Annotated in this window: 5 protein-coding genes (1 of these 5 running past the window's edge); all 5 read right to left on the reverse strand. The window is 75.9% G+C overall.

Features of this window, described 5'->3' with window-relative positions:
• Tightly spaced (each overlapping or abutting the next), the 5 genes in view from AB0883_RS21835 to AB0883_RS21855 form a layout consistent with a single transcriptional unit that may run on beyond the window.
• Positions 1 to 696 (reverse strand): hypothetical protein, encoded by a 696-nt coding sequence (locus AB0883_RS21835; protein WP_366642986.1) that lies wholly within the window; start codon positions 694 to 696, stop codon positions 1 to 3.
• The gene (locus tag AB0883_RS21840) at positions 659 to 1,726 is read right to left on the reverse strand and encodes a GSCFA domain-containing protein (protein WP_366642987.1); all 1,068 of its coding nucleotides are present in this window, start codon (positions 1,724 to 1,726) and stop codon (positions 659 to 661) included. Before AB0883_RS21840 ends, AB0883_RS21835 begins: the two co-directional genes overlap by 38 nt.
• Positions 1,723 to 11,289, reverse strand: coding sequence for an amino acid adenylation domain-containing protein (locus AB0883_RS21845; RefSeq protein WP_366642988.1), 9,567 nt, complete (start codon positions 11,287 to 11,289; stop codon positions 1,723 to 1,725). Before AB0883_RS21845 ends, AB0883_RS21840 begins: the two co-directional genes overlap by 4 nt.
• Positions 11,289 to 15,347, reverse strand: a complete 4,059-nt coding sequence (locus tag AB0883_RS21850; protein ID WP_366642989.1) for an amino acid adenylation domain-containing protein — start codon at positions 15,345 to 15,347, stop codon at positions 11,289 to 11,291. Before AB0883_RS21850 ends, AB0883_RS21845 begins: the two co-directional genes overlap by 1 nt.
• On the reverse strand, positions 15,344 to 19,478 hold the 3' portion of the coding sequence (locus AB0883_RS21855; protein WP_366642990.1) for an amino acid adenylation domain-containing protein. It continues 9,458 nt past the right edge of the window; 4,135 of the gene's 13,593 nt are visible here — the last part of the coding sequence; the start codon falls outside the window, past its right edge; the stop codon is at positions 15,344 to 15,346. Before AB0883_RS21855 ends, AB0883_RS21850 begins: the two co-directional genes overlap by 4 nt.

A 19,478-nucleotide genomic window follows, 5' to 3' on the forward strand; every position in this document is an offset into this window, starting at 1 on the left:
TCACAGCCCCCGGGCCAGCAGGTCGGCCACGATCAGCCGGCCGAAGGCGAGGTTGCCGTGGATCGGGTCGTCCGGCTCGCAGAACGCGGCCCGCTGCCGGCCCGTGCCGTCGGTGACCCGGGCCCGCAGGTCCACGATCTCCACGCCGAGCGCGACGAGCGCGCGGCGGACCGTCTCCTGGGCGGCCATGAACACCAGCGGGTCGGACATCCCCGGCACCCGCTGCGGCGGCAGCACCGCGAGGACGCGCAGCCCCAGGTCGAGGGCGTGGCGGTGGAAGGCCAGCGCGTCGCGGGCCATGGCGCGCACGATGTCGTCGAAGAGCCCACCGGCGAGGAAGCCCGCCGGGAACGCGCCGTCGCCCGCCCGGTAGATCCGCCAGTTCTCGGTGGTGGCGAAGAAGTGGGCGCTGAGCCCGAACGTCGAGACCAGCGGGACGGCGAGCTGCCCGATGTCGGTCACGCCCAGCTCGGCCAGGAAGCCGCGGTGGCGTTCCTGCACGGCGGCGTCCCGGAACACCAGGCCGTCGTCGCGTACGTCGAAGAAGCCGACGTTGAAGTCGCGCCCCGAGCCGACCGGGCCACCGACGAAGGGCACCCCGGCCGCCGCGGCCGCGCGGGCGATCGGTCCGGCGTGCGAGTCGCCCAGCAGCAGGAACCTAGCGGGCGCGGTAGCGGTCGAGGACGGCGTCGTCACAGTAGAGGTCACCTCCGTCGGCGGTGTCGGCGCGACGGTCCGCCGCCGTCGCGGTCGGCGGTGTCGGCCCGGTCTCCCCGCGTCGCCGTTCGAGGGCGTCGAAGAAGTGGCGCATGACGAAGGCGACCCCCGTCGGCGTCACGGCGCGCAGGTTCGGCGCGAAGAAGGCCCCCCGGAACGGGAAACCGGTGATCAGCTCGTACGAGGGGAAGTAGTCGACGTGGTCGTGTTCCTGGGCGAGCTGGCCGGCCGCGGCCCGCAGCACCGACTTGGAGTACGTGGTGGCGGTCAGCGCGTGCGCCCCGGTGGCGGTCGCGGTGAGCGGCACCGGCGACACGGTCAGCAGGACGGTCAGCCGGGGGTTGGCGGCGCGCAGCAACGCGACGACGGCGGAGAGGTCCCGGTGCACCTCGGCGACGGTGAAGTTGTGGAAGACGTGCCGCCCGGGGTCGAAGGTGCCCCGGACGGTGCCCGGGCAGACCGGGTGGACGGTGCCGGTGACCACGTCCCGCCAGGCCTCGGTCAGCCCGAGGGTGAAGATGAGACAACCCGCCTCGGCGACCGCCCCCCGCATCGCCGCCAGGGTCGACCGGCGGGCGGCCAGGGTCGCCTCCGCCGAGTCGTACCCGTCGGGTTCGACCGACGGGCGGTACGGGTCGAAGAACCGGTCACCCTCGCACCAGACCTCGTCGGGCCCGGTGTCGCCGGCCAGCGCCCAGGTCAGCCACTGCCGCAGGGTGGCGGCGGTGTAGATGGTGCCGGTGCGGAACGAGAACGCGCCGTAGTGGCGGGCCCGGCGCTCGGCCTCGGTCAGCCCCGGCGGGGGCAGCTCGACCTCACGCCAGTTCATCCCCTCGTCGAGCAGGGCGGGACCGAGGTGGCGGGCGAAGCAGGAGCCGGCGGTGAGGACCGCGTCGTCCGGGTCGAGGCCGAACTTCGGCGTCCACACCTCACCGATGGCCAGAATCTCCGGCTCGGCCACGGCCGTGCGCCAGAACGACCGCGACGGCAACGACTGGTACGGGTTCATCGCGCCGCCTTCGGGTCGGTGGCCGGCTCCGCCTCGTTGATGGCCTCGGCCACCGCCGCCACGTGTGGGGCCCCGACGATGCCGTAGTGGGTGGTGTCGACGAGGTGCCAGGCGAGCCCGGTCAGGTGCGTCCGCCACTTCCGGGCCTGCTCCTGCGGCGGACCGAGCGCCGGCAGACCGGCCGTCGGGCGGCCCGCGAGCCAGAGCCGCGCGGGCGTCCCGGCCAGCCGGGGCAGGGTGTGCTGCGCCATGCTCGCCAGGTTGGCCCGGCAGCAGCGCGCCAGCGCGTCCGCGTACGCCGTCGCCGCGGTGTTCGCGCCGGTCGCCGCCCCCAGTTCGTGGGCGAAGAGCGCGGCGAGCCGTTCCTCGTCGTACGCCCGGAAGGCCGGCGCGGCATCCGGCGGCGGCGGGTCGAGCAGGTAGAGCTCGTCCGCCGGCTGGCCGGCCGCCTCGGCTTCCGCCGCCATCCCGAGCGCCACCCAGGCGCCGAACGACCACCCGGCGAGCCGCCAGCGCCATTCGTCGCGGGGGAATCGGTCCCGCAGCGCGGCGTGGTAGCGCGCGGCCCGCTCCGCGAGCGACCAGGCCGGCTGCCCGGGGCGTACCAGCGCGGGATCGGCGATGACGCAGACCGTGAGCTCCGGGTCGAGCGCCGACACCAGCGACCGGTACGCCTGGACGTCCCCGCCGACCGGGTGGACCAGGCAGAGCACCGTACGCCCCCGACCCGCCTGCCAGACCTCCACCGCCACGGCGGGCTCGGCGGCCCCGGCGGCGCGGACCGGCTCGCCGAGGAGCCCCAGCACCTCGGCCAGGCTCACCCGGTGGCTCAGCTGGGACAGGCCGAGGCTCACGCCGAAGTGCTCCTTGACCCGGTCGATCAGGTCCAGCAGCAGCAGCGAGTCGGCCCCCAGGTCGTAGAGGGACGCGGCCGGGTCGAGCCGGTCGGTGCCCAGCCAGTCGCAGAGCCATTCGCCGACCTGGTCGGCCGCCGACGGGGGTAGCACGGCCGGCGTCGCGACCTGCGGGCCGGCCGGTGGCGCGTAGAACTCCCGCGCCCGATCCGGCGCGGTGGTGCAGACGAGCAGGTGCGGCAGCCGCAGCCGCAGGGCCTGGGCGAAGAGCCGGCGCCCCTCGTCGACGGAGAGGCCGACCGCCAGGTGCGCCCGGTGCCGGGCGTCGGTGGGCAGGGCGTCGCGGGCCAGGCCCACCTCGTTCCAGACGTCCCACCCGATCGAGATCCGCTGCGTGGTGTCGGCCCCGCTGGCCCGGTGCCGGGCGAAGCCGTCCAGCAGCCCGTTGGTGGCGGCGTAGTCGAGCTGGCCGACGCCGCCGAGCTGCGCCGACATCGACGAGCAGTAGACGACGAACGCCGGCCGGTGGTGCGCGACCAGCCGCTCCACGAGCAGCGCGCCGTGCGCCCTGCCGGCCGTGGCCCGCCGCATCGCGGCCGCGTCCCGCCGGCCGATCAGCCCGCCGGCCGCGATCCCCGCGGCGTGGACCACCCCGTCGACCCGTCGGGTCCGGTCGTCGAGCCGGGCCAGCACCTCGTCGGGGCCGGTCTCGGCCAGGTCGACCTCGACGAGGTCGACGCGGTCGGCCCACGGCGCCAGCCCGGCCGGCAGCGGCCCGCGCCGCGCCAGCAGGATCACCCGGCAGTCGCCCTGCTCCAACAGCCAGGCGGCGATGCTCCGCCCGATGCCGCCGGTGCCGCCGAGGACCACGTACACGGCCGGTCCGGCGGGCAGCGGACCCGCGGCCGCCGCGGCCGGCGGGCGGACTGGCAGCAGCGCCTGCTCCCACCAGTAGCTGCCGCGCAGCGCGAGTCGTCGGGGTGGTGCTGTCTCCTCCGCCAGCAGCGCCGCGAGCGCCGGCGCCCAGTCGGCCGGATCGGCGCCCGGCAGGTCCACCCAGTGGCTCTCGACGTCGCCCTCCTGGGGCGCGACCTCGCAGGCCCCGGCGAGCAGGCCCAGCTCCGGCCGGCGTACGTCGTCGTCCACGGGTTGCGCCTGGTGCGACAGCCACCAGGCCCGCAGCCGGGGCCGGCCGGGCAGTGCGGCGACGGCTGCCAGCAGCGCCGCCGGGGTGTCGACGCAGGCCCGGTACGAGTGGGCGAGCGCGTCCGCGCCGACCGGTCCGTCGACGGCCAGCGGCAGCGCGTGGAGCCAGTCGACGCCGCCGCGCCCGGGCGCGGCCGGCGCGGCGGCAATGGTGAGCGCGTCGAGCAGCCGGCCCAGCGACTCGGGATCGGCCGGGTCGACCTGGTAGCTGTCCGGTCCGAGCCGGGCGAAGCCGTCCGCGGCGGTGACGGCCACCACCCGGGCGTGGGACGCCGCGAAGGCGCGGAGCGCGGCCGGCGACGGCGGTTCCGCGGCCATGACCACGAGCGTCTCCGGGCGGCGGGCCCCGGGGTCGGTCCCCGCGTGCCGCCAGCGCACCCAGTGCGGCTGGTGCAGCCACTCGGCCTCGGGCAGCCGCGCCGGCCACGGCTGATCGGCCGGCACGGCCCCGCCGGGCGGTGCCGCCCCGGCGTGTGCTGCCGCCCCGGCTGATGCCGCTCCGGCGGGCAGGGGCGACCCGGACGGCAGGGGCGACCCGGGCGGGGGTGTCGGCCCCGCCTTCGGCACGCGGGGGAACTCGTGGTCGGCGAGCGCGAACGCCGGCGGGGGGAAGTCCCAGGGCGGCTGCGCCGGCCCGGCCGGCCACCGGATCGGCCGACCGGCCAGCCAGGCGGCGACGAGGTCGGCCGCCGGCGGCGTACCGGCCGGGCCGGTGACCGCGACGGGCGTCGCCTCGACGGGGGTGACCTCGACGGCGGTCGCGGTACGCAGCCAGGCCACGGCGGCGGCCACGTCGACGCAGACGGCCGCCGCCCGCCACCGACCCGGCGTGCGGCCGGCCTGGAGGTGCCGCAGCACCCGCGGGTAGGCCTCGGGCCGGGCCGCCAGGTAGTCGGCGATGCGGGCGGCGTCGGCGCGCAGGCCGGCCGCGCTGCCGCTGGCGAGCAGCACCACCGGTACGCCGGCACCCGGCGGCGGCGCCGCCGAGCCGGTGCCGTGCTCTGCCTGCTGGCGCGGGTCGACCGGGGACCCGACCGGCTCGACCGCCTCGCAGACCAGATGGGCGTTGGTGCCGCCGATGCCGAAGCTGCTCACCGCCGCCACGCGCGGCCGGTCGACGGGCCAGGGCCGGGCCTTCGTGGGGACGTAGAACGGGGCCGGATCGGGGCCGAGCCGTGGATTCAGGCGACGGAAGTCGACGTTCGGCGGGATCAGCCCGTGATGCACGGCCAGCACGGCACGCACCAAACCGACGACCCCGGCCGCCGCGCCGAGGTGACCGATCTGGCTCTTCACCGAGGCCAGCGCGACGCGGCCGGACTCGGCCAGGTCGAACGCCTGGCGTAGCGCCGCCACCTCCACCGGATCGCCCAGCTCCGTCCCGGTGCCGTGCGCCTCCACGTAGCCCAGGTCGCCGCCGGCCCGCCCACTGCGACGCAGCGCGGTGCGGATCACCTCGCGCTGGCCGGCGACCGACGGCGCGGCGTAGCCGACCTTCTCCGCGCCGTCGTTGTTGACGGCCGATCCGGTGATCACCGCGTAGACGGTGTCGCCGTCGCGCCGGGCCAGCCGCAGGGGCTTGAGCACGACCACACCCACCCCGCTGGCGCCGACGGTGCCGCCGGCGTCGTCGCTGAACGGCCGGCAGTGCCCGTCCGGGGAGAAGATGTGCTGCGGCTGGTAGCGGTAGCCGGCGCCCATCAGCGGATCCACCAGCACGCCACCGACCAGCATCACGTCGCTGTCGCCCTGCCGCAGCAGGCCGGCCGCGACGTGGACCGCCACCAGCGAACTCGCGCAGGCCGCCTGCACGGTGAAGGCCGGACCGGTCAGGCGCAGGTGGTAGGCGACCTTCGTGGCCAGGAAGTCCTTCTCGTGGTGCAGCGCCAACTGGAAGGGGTCCGGCAGCCGCGCCGGATCGGCCTCGCGCAGCATCGACTGGAAGTACGTGTTCTCGCCGCAGCTGGCGAGCAGGCCGACCCGCCGCCCGGCGGGATCGGCGATGCCGGCGTGCGCCAACGCCTCGACACAGCTCATCAGCAGGTGCCGCTGCTGCGGATCCATCAGCCGCGCCTCCTGCCGGCTGATGCCGAAGTGCCCCGGGTCGAAGCCGAGCACCCCGGCCAGCTGGCTGCGGGCGCCGACCAGGCCGTCGGCGGCGTCGAAGTGCTCGATGCCCCGGTCGCCGGCCTCCACCATCGCCCAGAAGGCGGCCAGGTCGGTAGCGCCGGGCAGCCGGACGGCCATCCCGACCACGGCGACCGGCTCGTCCGCCGGGCCCGGAGCAGCCTCGTCCCGCCCGGCCGCCGCGACCCCGCCCGCCCGCCGTGCTGGCTCGGCCGCCCGTGGCGCCGGCTCCGACCCGGCCGCGCTGCGCGCCGGTTCGGCCACGGGCGGTGGCGTCACCTCCAGCCCGGCCGCCCGCCGCGCCGTCACGGTGGCCGGTGACGGGGTCTCGGTCACCGGGGGTGCCGTGTCGGCGGCTGGCGACGCCACCCTCGCCGGTTCGTCCGGCGTCGCCGGGCCGGCGGTGGCCCGCTGTCCGGCGAGGAACCGGGCGAGGCGGCGGATGGTGACGTGCTCGAAGAGGTCGGGGATGCTCAGCGGCAGCCCCTCGGCGGCGCAGCGCAGGTGGAAGCGCATCAGGTCGAGGCTGCCCGCGCCGTGGTCGAAGAAGCGCCGGTCGGGCCCGATCGGTCTCCCGACGACCTCCTCGAAGAGCCCGGCCAGCCGCGCCTCCAGGACCGACATGACCGGCGGCGGCGCGGCGGCGCCCGGCCGCAGCTCCTCGCCCGGTGCGGTCAACGCGCGACGGCGGTCCAGCTTCCCGCTGGCGGTACGCGGCAGCTCCGCCAGCCGCCGGAACCGGTCCACCCGCACGTACGCGGGCAGGAGCCCCGCCAGGTGAGCGGTCAGCTCCTCCGGGGACGGCGGGTCGGCCCGCGACTCCAGACAGGCGACCAGGTGCGGGTCGTCGCGGACCACCACGGCGTTGACGACCGCCGGGTGCGTCAGCAGGGCCGCCTCCACCTGGCCGAGCTCCAGCCGGTGCCCGCTGACCTTCACCTGCTGGTCGTCGCGGCCCAGGTAGTGCAGCAGACCGTCCCGGTCGAACCGGGCCTGGTCGCCGCTGCGGAAGAACCAGCCGTGGCCCGGCAGCTCGACGAAACGGGCCCGGTCGAGCGCCGGATCGTCCAGGTAGCAGGGCGCCACCAGCTCCCCGCCGATCAGCAGCTGACCGGGGCAGTCCGGCGGCACCACCTCGTCGGCGGAGTCCACCACCCGCAGCCAGGTGTTGGCGACCGGGCGGCCGATGGCCGGGCGGGCCGGCCAGGTGGCCGGGTCGCCGTCGAGGCAGAGGCTGCTGACCACGTGCGTCTCGGTCGGGCCGTAGTGGTTGAACAGGCGCGCGCCGGGCAGCCCGGCGAACCAGCGGCGGATGCTGTCGGTGCAGATCAGCTGTTCGCCGGCGGTGACGACCTCCCGCAGCCGCGACGGGTACCGGCCGAGGCGTACGCCGTGCTCGGCCAGGAGTTGCAGGGCGACGTACGGCAGGAAGATCCGCTCGATGCCGGCGGCGTCGAGGTGCGCCAGCAACGCCGGCATGTCCTGCCGCCACCCGGGCCGGGGCAGGTGCAGGGTGCCGCCGCCGCAGAGCGTGCCGAAGATCTCCTGGAAGGAGACGTCGAAGGAGAGCATGGAGAACTGCAGGGTCGCCGCCGCGCCCGCCAGGCCGCCGGCCTCGCTCTGCCAGCGCAGGAGGTTGACGAGCAGGGCGTCGCCGACCTGGACCCCCTTGGGTGTGCCGGTCGAGCCCGAGGTGAAGAGCGTGTACAGCGGGCGGCCGGCGTACGACGGCGCGACGGGTGTGGCCGAGGAGGACAGGACCACCGGGTGCCGGGGGTGACCGCCCTCGTCGATCGCGTCGAGGGCGGGCCCGTCGCCGGGCGCCAGCAGCACGCAGAGCGGGTCGACCTGGCCCAGCACCTGGCGCAGCAGCGCCGGCGGGTAGGCCCGGTCGAGCGGCACGACCGTCAGGTTGAGCCGGGCCGCCGCCAGCAGCGCCACCACGTGCTCCACCGACGGCTCGAAGAACAGGGCGACGTGGTGCCGGTCGCCGGTCGACACCGGATGGAGCCGCGCCAGTTCGGCGGCGAGCGCCGAGGCGTACGCGTCGAGGTCGGCGTAGCTGAGGCGGCGGTCACCGGCGACGAGCGCGGTCGCGGTCGGCTCCGCCCGTACCCGCCGGGCGAAGGCCTCGGCCACGGTGGGGAGGGCCACCGGGGTACGCCGGCCCCGGCCGGGCTCGGGCAGGCCGCTGCGGTAGGGCCGCACCAGCTCGGCCAGGCTGCTCGTGCCGGCGCCGGTCAACGCGTCGAGGCCGCGCCGGAACAGGTCGGCGGCCGCCGCCACGTCGGCGGCGTCGAAGTGGTCGTCGGCGTACTCCCAGAGGCAGTCGAAGCCGGAGCCGTGCTCGACGACCGAGAGGGTGAGCGGGCACTTGGCCTCGGTCGGCGCCAGCCAGACCGGGCGGGACGCGCAGCCGGGCAGCGCCAGCGTGGAGAAGTCGGTGTTGTCGAGGACGAAGAGGAAGTCGAACAGCGGCGCGTCGGCGCCGAAGTCGTGGTCGGCGACGGCGTGCGCGAGCGCCACGTCCTGGGCGTCGAGCACCGCGCGTACGGCGGTGGCCTGTCGCCGCAGCTGCGCCCGCAGCTCCTCCCGGGGTGCCAGCGCCAGGGGCAGCAGCACCGTGTTGGCGAACATGCCGACGCTGGCCTCGAAGTCGCCCACGGGCCGGTTCGCCACCGGGCTGGCGACGCGCGGATGGGTGCGGCCGGTGACCCCGTACACGGCCCAGCCGAAGAGCGTCAGCAGCAGCGGGAAGCGGGTCAGTCCCAGCTCGGCGCCGAGCCGGTCGAGGGCGGCGCGGCCTTCCGCGTCGATCGCGGTGCGCAGCAGGTGGTCCCCGGTGCCGCGCCGCTGCCGGACCGGCCGCAGCGGCGCGGCGACCTCCGCCACGTCGGCGTAGTGGCTGCGCAGGGCGTCGCGCTGCGCCCGGTAGGCCGGCCGGGCGAACCAGTCGGCCTGCCACCGGGCGTAGTCCAGCGGGGTCGGGGCGGGCTCGTCCTCGTCCTCGGTCGTGCCGGCCAGCGCCGCCGCGTACGCGGCCGACAGCCCGCGGAACAGCACGTCGAGCGACCAGCCGTCGACCGCGATGTGGTGCAGGTGCAGCAGCAGCACCCCGCCGCCGTCGCGGGCCAGCCAGTACGCCCGCAGCATGCGCGGCTGCCCGAGGTCGAAGGGGGCGGCGAAGAGGGCGCGGGCGCGCTCGCGCCACCCGTCCGCGTCGCCGTCGTCGCCCCCGGTGGGCTCGCGCCACGGGTCGTAGGGCTCGCCCACCTCCTGGCGCAGCCCCTCCGGCGTGGCCCGGAAGGCGGTCCGCAGCGCCGGATGACGCGCCACCACCCGGCGCAGCGCCTGCCGCAGCGCGCCGACGTCGACCTGCCCGCGCAGCTCGAAGGCGAGCCCCACGTGGTAGGCGGTGGACGCCGGCGAGCGTTGCTGCAACAGCCAGAGCCGCTGCTGCTCCGAGGTGGCCGGCGCGGACCGGGCACCGGCCGGGGCAGCCGGCACCGGGTACGGCGAACCGGTCGCGGTGCGGGCCGCCGCGACCGCCGCCGCCAGTTCGGCGAAGTCGCCGGCGAGCACCACCGCCTGCGGCACCTCGGCGCCCCAGCGCCGCTGGATCTCGAAGCGCAGCCGCAGCGCCTTCAGCGAATCCCCGCCGCTGGCGATCCACCGGTCGTCCGGTCGCAGGTCGGTCACGCCCAGCACCTCGCCGGCCAGCCCGAGCACCGTCCGCTGCCACGCCGCGCCGACGGGGTCACCGTCGTGCCCGTCGTGCCCTTCGCGTTCGTCGTGTGGGTGCGGGTCGTCGCGCCCTTCGCGTTCGTCGTGTGGGTGCGGGTCGTCGCGCCCTTCGCGCCAGGGCGGGTCGTCGCGCCGCAGCAGGGCGTCGGAGTCCACCTTGCCGTTCGCGGTCAGCGGCAGCGCCCCGACGCGGTGGACCCGGTGCGGGCGCAGGTACGGCGGCAGGGTCGCGGCCAGGTGCCGGTCGAACTCCGCGAACGACAGGTCGGCGGCCGTCACCAGGTACGCCAGCAGCTCGTTCGTCCCGTGCGCCGGGTCCCGCCGGGTGCACACGTACGCCTGCCGGACCCCCGGGTGGGCGAGGATCTGCCGCTCCACCTCGCCGGGCTCGACCCGGAAGCCGCGGACCTTGACCTGCCGGTCGACCCGACCGACGTACTCGACGCGACCGGCGGCGTCGGCGCGCACGAGGTCGCCGGTGCGGTAGTGGCGGCCGGCGGAGCCGTCCAGCCAGGGCAGCCGGACGAAGCGCGCGGCGGTCTCCCCGGGCAGGTTGCGGTAGCCGGCCGCCAGCGCCGCGCCGCCGAGGTACAGCTCGGCGACCTCGCCCGGCGCCGCGAGGCGGTCGCCGTCGACCACCAGGTGCGCGTCGGTGCCCGGCAGCACCCGGCCGATCGGCACGACCTCCGCGTCGAAGTCGCGGGGGATCGGGTGGCACAGGGCGAACGTCGTCGCCTCGGTGGGCCCGTAGACGTTGTGCAGCCGGGTGCGGCTGGCGGGGTTGTCGCGGTACCAGCGGCGGATCAGCCGGGCGTTGAGCTGCTCCCCGCCGACCAGCACCTGGCCGACGTCGGCGAAGCAGTGCGGCAGCTCGTCGACCACCGCGTTGAACAGCGCCACCGTGATGAAGAGCGTGTCGATCCGCTCCCGGCGCAGCGCGGCGTCGAGCAGGTGCGGCGTCGCCACCGTCTCGTCGTCGAGCACGACGCAGCAGCCGCCGGTCAGCAGCGGCACCCAGACCTCGAAGCTGATCGCGTCGAACGCCGGATTGGCGAGGCTCGCGTAGCGGGCCGCCGGGGGCAGGGCGACGTAGCCGGGGCGGGCCAGCCGCAGGACGCCCGCGTCGCGCACCTCCACGCCCTTGGGACGGCCCGTGGTGCCCGAGGTGTAGAAGACGAATGCGACCGGCGCGGGCTCGACCTCCGGCGCCGGCTGCCCGTCCGCGTCGGGCGGGGCGTCCGCCGCGAGCAGCGCCGCCACCGGCAGCGGCCGGACCCCGTCGGGAAGCCCGCCGGGCGCGTCCGGGCCGTGGATCACCGCCACGGCGCCCGAGTCGCGCAGCATGTGCCCCCGGCGCGCGGGCGGGCTCTGCCGGTCCAGCGGCACCACGGTCGCGCCGAGCCGCAGGACGCCGAGCATGACGCAGACCAGCCGCCAGCCGCGCGGCAGCTGCACCGCGACGGCCTCACCCGGTCGGGTTCCGGCCCGGCGCAGGGACCGGGCGACGGCGGCGCTGGCGGCGTCCAGGTCGGCGTAGCTGAGGCGTCGGTCGCCGTCGATGACCGCGACCGCGTCGGGGGTACGGCGGGCCTGGGCGAGCACGGCGTGGGCGAGACCGGGACCGGGGACCATCACGCCTCCCGTACGGCCGGCGTCGCCGGACGGGCGTCGGAGATCCGGTCCATCTCGGCGCGCAGCAGCGCGGCGACCCGCAGCACCACCGCGCTCTCCAGGATGTCCCAGTGGTCGCAGTGCACCTGGTCCAGCAGGAAGTCGGCGTCGCCGCGTCGCCGCCAGAAGGCGCGCACCTCGCGCAGGAAGGCCTCGTCCCGCCCGGCGGTGGCCTGCAACAGCACCAGCCGGGCCGGCGACGCGGGGGTCGGGTAGTCGCGCATGGTCGACCGGTTGTGGTTGTAGACGCGGTGGTACTGGTCGATCTGCTCGTCGTCGATGCCCGGGTACATGCCGTTGAACTTGATGAGCTTGTCGCGGAACTCGGCCATGTCCACCGGCTCGATCGCGCCCCGGTGGGCCGGGTCGTCGGTGCCCAGGGTGTCCAGCAGCACCACGCTCAGCCCGGGATGCCCGGCGAGGGCCAGCCGGCGTCCCATCTCGTACGCGACCAGCCCGCCGTAGGAGAGCCCGGTGAGCACCACCGGCCCGTCCAGCAGGTGCGCGACCTGCCCCAGGTACGCCTCGGCCATCGCCTCGACCGTGGGCAGGAACTCCTCGCCCGGGTTCACCCCAGGGGACTGGATGCCGTACACGCCGAGGGACTCCGGCAGCGCCTTGGCCAGCGACAGGTAGCAGAACGCGGTGCCGCCGGCGGGGTGCACGCAGATGACCCGCCCGTCGCCGTCGCCCGGCCGGAACTCGATCAGGTTGCTCGGTGGCCGGCCCGACGCGCCCCGCCGCAGCCGGCCGCCGAGCGCCTCGATCGTCGGGTGCAGCATGATCTCGTGGACCGGCAGCGGTTCGCCGAACGCCTCGCCGATCGCGTGGGCCAGCTTGATCGCCGAGATCGAGGTGCCGCCCACGTCGAAGAACCGGTCGTTGATGCCGATCTCCGGGTGCAGCAGCAGGCGCTTCCAGATCTGGTAGAGGGTCAGCTCGATCTGGTCGCGCGGGCTGGCCAGGTTGACCTGCCAGGGCGCGCCGGTACGGGCCAGCCGCAGCACCTCGTCCCGGTCGAGCTTGCCGTTGGCGGTCAGCGGCAGCCGCGGCAGCTCCACGAAGAGCGACGGGATCATGTAGCCGGGCAACCGCCGCGACAGCGCCTCGCGCCACTCGCTGACCAGCAACGGCGCCGCCCCGCCCCGGGCGACCCCGGCGACCAGCCTCGGCTCGCCGGCGGCGTCCGAGTCGACCAGCACCGCCGCCTCGCGTACGTCCGGCCGGTCCCGCAGCGCGGCCTCGATCTCGCCCAGCTCGATGCGGAAACCGCGGATCTTGACCTGGCCGTCGCGCCGGCCGAGGTACTCGATGTTGCCGTCGGGCAGGAGACGCGCCAGGTCGCCGGTGCGGTAGAGCCGTTCCCCGGCCACGAACGGGTCGGGGACGAACCGCTCGGCGGTGGCCCCCGGCCGGCCCAGGTAGCCGCGGGCGACACCGGCGCCACCGATGTGGATCTCGCCGGTGACCCCCACCGGCACCGGCTCCAGCCGCTCGTCGAGCAGGTGGACACGGGTGTTGGCCACCGGCCGGCCGATCGGGCACCGCCGGGCCGACGGCTGCGGGTCGAGGTAGGCGGTGCTGTAGACGGTGGTCTCGGTCGGCCCGTACCCGTTGAGGACCCGCAGCCCGGGCAGGGTCTCCTGCATGCGGTGCAGGCCCTGCTCCGGCAGCGGTTCGACCCCGACCAGCAGCTGGCGCAGCGACAACCCGGCCAGGCGGGCCGCCGGGTCCTCGTCGATCCACCGGACGAAGGCCGGCGGCAGGTAGGCCTGCACGACGCGGTGCTCGCGCAGCCAGCCCGTGAGCGCCGCCGGATCGCCGCGCAACTCCTCGGGTACGAGGTGCAGGGCCCCGCCGGTGGTCAGCGGCAGGAAGATCTCCTGCACCGAGACGTCGAAGCCGACGCTCGACCAGAGCGCCGCCGCCTCCCCCTCGGCGGCGCCGAGGCGCGACACCCAGTGGTCGAGCAGGTTCACGACGCCGCCGTGGGCGACCGCGACACCCTTGGGGCGGCCCGTCGAGCCCGACGTGTAGATCACGTAGGCCAGGTTGGAGGGGTGCACGACGACGCCGGGCGGGCCGTCGTGGCGCCCCTCGGCCTCGACGGCGGCCAGGTCGGCCTCGCCGAGCACCAGCGCCGGCGCGGCGTCGGCGACCATGCCGGCGAGCCGCTCCGGCGGCAGGGTCGGGTCCAGCGGCAGGTAGGCGGCTCCGGCCTTGAGCACGCCCAGGATGGCGACGATCAACCCCGCCGAGCGCGGTGCGTGCAGGCCGACCACCTGGTCGGGGCGGACGCCCCGGGCGATCAGCGCGTGCGCCAGGCGGTTGGCCCGCCGCTCCAGCGTGGCATAGTCGAGCCGCTCGTCGCCGTCGGCCACGGCGAGCCGGTCGGGGTGCCGCCGCGCCTGCGCCGCGATCCGCCGCACCACGTCCGCCGGCCCGGTGAGCGGCCGCGCGGTCCGGTTCCACTCGACCAGCAGGCGGTGCCGTTCGTCCGGGCCGAGCAGCCGCAGCGCGCCGACCGGGGCCGCCGGATCGGCCGCCACCTCACCGAGCAGGCGGACGAAGTGCCCGGCCAGCCGGGCGATCGTCGCGGCGTCGAACAGGTCGGTGTTGTACTCGAAGAGGACGTGCAGCTCGTCGGCGTGCTCCATCACCTCGACCGACAGGTCGAACTTCGCCGCGCCGGTGCTGCTCGACAGAGGCCGCAGCACCAGCCCGGGCAGCTCCAGCCGGCCGCGCGGGATGTTCTGGAGCACCAGCATCACCTGGAACAGCGGCGAGTAGCTGGTGTGCCGTTCCGGGTTGAGCGCGTCCACGAGCTGCTCGAACGGCAGGTCGGGATGGGCGTACGCGTCGAGCAGGTGCCGGCGGACGTCGGCCAGCAGCGCCGCGAAGGGCTGCTCCGGGTCCAGCCGGTTGCGGATCACCACCGTGTTCACGAAGTGGCCGATCAGCCCCTCCACGTCGCGGTGGTTGCGGTTGGCGAACGGGGTGCCGACGCAGACGTCGTCCTGCCCGCTGTAGCGCCACAGCAGCACCGACAGGGTGGCCATGAGCGTCATGAAGAGCGTCGCGTCGCCGGCCCGGCCGACCTCGCGCAGCCCGCGGAGCACCGCCGCGTCCACCGTCGTGGCGTGGGTCTCGCCCCGGTAGCGCTGCACCGCCGGCCGGGGCCGGTCGGTCGGCAGGGCCAGCAGCGCGGGCGCACCGGCCAGCGTCCGCGTCCAGTAGCCGAGCTGGCGCTCCAGCTCGCCGCCGCCGAGGTGCCGGCGCTGCCACAGCGTGTAGTCCGGGTACTGCACGGGCAGCTCGGGCAGCGCGGCGGCCTCGCCCCGCGCGTACGCGTCGTAGAGCGCGGCGACCTCGCCGATCAGGATGCCGACGGACCAGCCGTCGGCCACCATGTGGTGCACGGTGAGCAGCCAGCGGTGCGCGTCGGGGGCCAGCCGGAGCAGGCGGCTGCGGACCAGCGGGCCGGCGGCCAGGTCGAACGGCGCCCGCGCCTCGGCCTCGGCGGCCTCGTCGGCCCGCCGGGACCGCTGCGGGCGGGGGAGCGCGGTGAGGTCCGTGACCGGCAGGGCGACCGGCCCGGCCGGCCGCACCACCTGGCAGGGCTCCTCGTCGACCAGGGCGAAGACGGTACGCAGCGCCTCGTGCCGGCGCACCACCTCGGTCAGGGCGCGGGCCAGCGCCGGCACGTCCAGGGCGCCCACGACGTCGAACGCCACCGGGTTGTTGTAGAAGGGGTTGCCGGGGGAGAGCTGGTCGAGGAACCAGAGCTGCCGTTGGGCGAACGCGACAGGCACCGGCGCGTCCGGTCGCGGCCGGCGGGGGATCGTGTCCGCGTCGGCGCCGGTCAGGATCGCGATCAGCTCTTCCTTGTGGAGCTTGAGGTCGGCCAGCAGGTCGGGCGTGAGGACCTCGCGGGAACCGGTGAGGCGCAGGCGGTCGCCGTCGACGCGCAGTCCCACCGCGTGCCGGTTGAGCGTGTCGAGCAACTCGAAGGCGTTCACAGTTCCACCGTGATCGTGTCGGTGGTCGCGGCGTCGGGCCCGGGCGGCTCCGCCCCGGGCCGGCCGCCGCCGAGCAGCGCGTAGACCAGCCGGTGGGAGGGTTCCAGGTCGAACAGGGCGGCCAGCTCCGCCGTGTCCAGCGCGCCGATGCCGCACAGGCCGAGACCGTGGTCGGGGGCGGCCATCGTCAGCAGCTGGGCCATGGCGCCCGCCTCGATGGCGGTGAAGGTCGCGCTCTGCTCCTGGTACAGGGGCTCGATGGCCGCGCGCTGCGCCACCAGGAAGAGCGCGAACGCGGCGGCCTCGAAGACCGGCCGGTTGACGAAGTAGTCGAAGGCGTCCGGGCTCAGCTCGCGGTCGCGGCCGAGCGCCAGCAGCCGGTGCGCCGCCGGGTCGTGGTAGTACGCCCCGCCCGGCACCCCGTCGACCCGCCCCGCCCGGACCAGGACGTACGTCTGCACGGCGTAGGTGCCGCCGGCCGAGCCGTACTGGAACTTGGCCCGGCCGTCGACCTCCCGCTCGCGCAGGGCGGCCAGCAGCCGGCCGAGCGCCTCGGCCGGCACCGGGTCCGCGTCGAAGCGGCGCACCGAGCGGTAGTCGGTGTAGCGCCGCTCGTACGCCGGGTCGGCCGGCGCGGCCAGCGCGACCGCCGGGGTGCCGGGCGCGAAGCCGCGACGGCCCCGCCCGTCCGCCGTGAACGCGGCGCGCGCGGCCGGGTCCTCGACCACCGTGGCGGCCCGCTGCGCGGTCGCGACGACGGCCCGCTCGGCGGTGTGCTCGCGGAACATCCGCAGCAGGTCGGCGAGGGTCGGCTGGCGCATCAGCCGGGCCAGCTTCGGCCGGAAGCCCAACGCCCCGGAGAGGGCGTTCGTGATCCGGACGATGTCGATCGAGGTGGCGCCGAGCAGCAGCAGGTTGGCGTCGGGCGCGACGACGGGCAGGTCGAGGATCTCGGCGACGATCTCCACCAGCCGGTTCTCGGCCGGATCGGTGAGCACCGGCGCCTCGACGACGGTCTCCGGCGACGGTTTCGGGTCGGGGAGCTGGCCGCGGTCGACCTTGCCGTTGGCCGACAGCGGCAGCGCGTCGAGGACGGTGAACGACGTCGGCACCATGTACGCCGGCAGCCGCCGCTCCAGGTACGCGACCAGGGTGGCCGGGTCCGGCGCGGGACCGCCCGGCACCACGTACGCGGCCAGCCGCTTCTCGCCCTGCGCCTGACCGAGCAGCCGCAGCGCGGCGGCGCGTACCTGCGGGTGGCCCTCCAACGCCGCCTCGATCTCACCCAGCTCGATCCGGTAGCCGTGCACCTTGACCTGGCCGTCCTCCCGACCGAGGAACTCGATCGTCCCGTCCGGGCGCAGCCGGCCCAGGTCGCCGGTGCGGTAGAGCCGCTCGCCGGTGACCGGGTGCACGACGAAGCTGGCCGCCGTCGCCGCCTCGTCCCGCCAGTAGCCCAGGGCCAGCCCGGCGCCGCTGATGTAGAGGTCGCCGGTGGCCCAGGTGGGCCGGGGGCGCAGGGCGTCGTCCAGCACGTGGACCCCCTGGTGATCCAGCGCGCGGCCGTAGGGGATGCTGCGCCAGGCCGGATCGACCTCGTCGACCGGGTGGTGGATGGACCAGATCGACGCCTCGGTGGCACCCCCGAGGCTCTCGACCCGGATCCCGGGCAGCGCCTTGCGCAGCCGGTCGGGGAGGGTGAGCGGGATCCAGTCCCCGGAGAACATGGCCAGCCGCAGCGACGCCGGCAGCGGATGGCCGGCGTCGGCGTCGTCGAGCAGCATGCCGGCCAGCGCCGGCACCGAGTTCCACACGCTGACCCGGTGGGCGTGGGACACGTCCCGCCAGTGGGCGGGATCGCGCGCCAGCTCCGGGTCGAGCGTCACGACCGCCGCGCCGACCGCGAGGGTGCCGAAGATGTCGAAGACGGAGAGGTCGAAGCTGAGCGCGCTGACGGCCAGGACCCGGTCGGCCGGCCCGACGCCGAAGCGCGCGGTGACGTCGAGGAGCGTGTTCACCGCACCGCGATGGTCGATCGTCACCCCCTTCGGCGTGCCGGTGGACCCGGACGTGTAGATCACGTACGCGACGTCGGTCTCCGCCAGGTCGACCGGCCGCAGCGCCGGCCCGCCCGCGCCGACGGTGGTCGCGTCCACCACCAGGCGCGCGACGCCCTCGGGCAGGGCCACCCGGTCCGATTCCACCAGGACCAGCCCCGCCCCGGCCCGCTGGAGTACCCGGGCCACCCGCTCGGCCGGCCAGTCCGGGTCGAGCGGCAGGTACGCGCCCCCGGCGTGCAGGACCGCGAGGGTGGCGACGACCTGCTTCCAGCCCCGGTCGAGCAGCACCGCGACGAGCTGGCCGGGCCGGACGCCGCTGTCCTGGAGCCGCCCGGCCAGCCGCCGCGCCTCGACGCGCACCGTCGCGTAGTCCAGCCGCCGGTCGGGAGCGAGCACCGCGGGCGCGGTGGGGGTCGCCAGCGCCTGCCGGTCGACCAGCTCGTGCAGGAGCCCACGACCGGCCGGCGGGGCCTGTGGCACCGGCGGGGCGAGCGGCCCGTCCACCGTGGTGTACCAGGCGTCCGGCTCCTCCAGCCGCCCGAGCAGCGTCCGGTACGCCGCGAACATCTCGGCGACCAGGCCGGCGGGGAAGAGCTCGTCGATGCTGTCCCAGTTCACGTGCAGCCGCCCGCCGGCCTCCAGGACCGTGTGGTCGATCCACACCTGCGGGGTCTGGGTGATGCCGTGCAGCACCTCACCGCCGAGCGCCGCCGCGAGGCCGCTGTCGCCGACGTCGGGCGCCGCCTCGGCCAGCGTGCTGTTGAACACGACCGGCAGGGCCGCGTGGCGGGTGCCCCGGGCGCGGGCGAGTTCGCGGTTGACCCGTACGCCGCTGACCGCCGAGTGGTCGATGTCCTGCCAGAGCTGCTCCTGCACCGTACGGGCCCGGGTCGCGAAGTCGACCCCGGCCGCCACGTCGACCTCCAGCAGCACCAGCGAGGTGAAGTCGCCGATCACCGCGTTGATGCCGGGATGCATCGGCAGGCGGTTGAACAGCGGCAGGCTCAGCGTGAACCGCGACTGGCGGCTCCACCGGGCCAGCACCTGCGCGAACGCGGTCACCAACAGCACCGACGGGGTCACCCCGTGCCGGCCGGCGACCGCCTTCAGCCGGCTCCAACGCTCCGCCGGCACCACCTCGTCGTAGCGGGTGAAGCGCGGCCGTTCGACGCTCTCCGGCTGCCGCTCCAGCGGTAGCTGCGGCGCGGGGGCCAGCGTGCCGACCCGCTCCCGCCAGTAGTCGAGGGCCCGCGCGTAGCGCGGCGTGCGCCGCAGGGCCCGTTCGGCCAGCACGTAGTCGCGGAAGGTCACCGCGAGCGGCGGCAGGTCGACGTCCGGGTCGGCGTAGAGCAGCGCCAGCTCGTGTTCCAGGATCTGCCCGCTGGCCGCGTCGAGGATCAGCGCGTCGAGGCTGACGTGCAGCCGCACCTCGCCGTCGAGCAGCGTCACCGCGAACTCGAACAGCGGCCACCGGCCGGCGTCGAACACCTGGTGGGACATCCGCTCCCGGGTCTCGCCCAGCCGGCGCCCGGCGGTCTCCGCGTCGAGCCCGCGCAGGTCCTGCCGGGCCATCGCGTAGCGTGGCACGCTCGGCAGGACCCGCTGGACGCCGTCGTGGAAGACCGCGCGGAGCATGTCGTGGCGGTCGATCAGCCGGTGCAGCGCGCGGGTGAAGCGCTCCTCGTCGAAGTCGCGCAGCCGCAGTTCGCTGTAGCCGTGTGCGCCGACGCCGCCGAGTTCGATGGTGGACCCGCGGCCCACCCAGTAGGCCTCCTGGATGTCGGTGAGCGGGAACGGCTCGTGCCGGCCGGCGGGGTCGCCGACGAGCGACGGGAGGGCGTCGGCGGCGGGGGAGCCGGCCCCCGCCAGCTCGGCCGCCAGGTCGGCCAGGACCGGCTTCCGGAAGAGGGTACGCAGCGACAGCCGCGCCGACATCCGCTCGTTGATCGCGTGGACGAGCCGGGTCGCCAGCAGCGAGTGGCCGCCCAGCGCGAAGAAGTCGTCGTGCGCGCCGACCCGGTCGCGGCGCAGCACCTCGGCCCAGATGGCGGCCATCCGGGCCTCCCGGTCG

Source organism: Micromonospora sp. NPDC047812, from assembly GCF_040704175.1.
Classification (GTDB): domain Bacteria; phylum Actinomycetota; class Actinomycetes; order Mycobacteriales; family Micromonosporaceae; genus Micromonospora.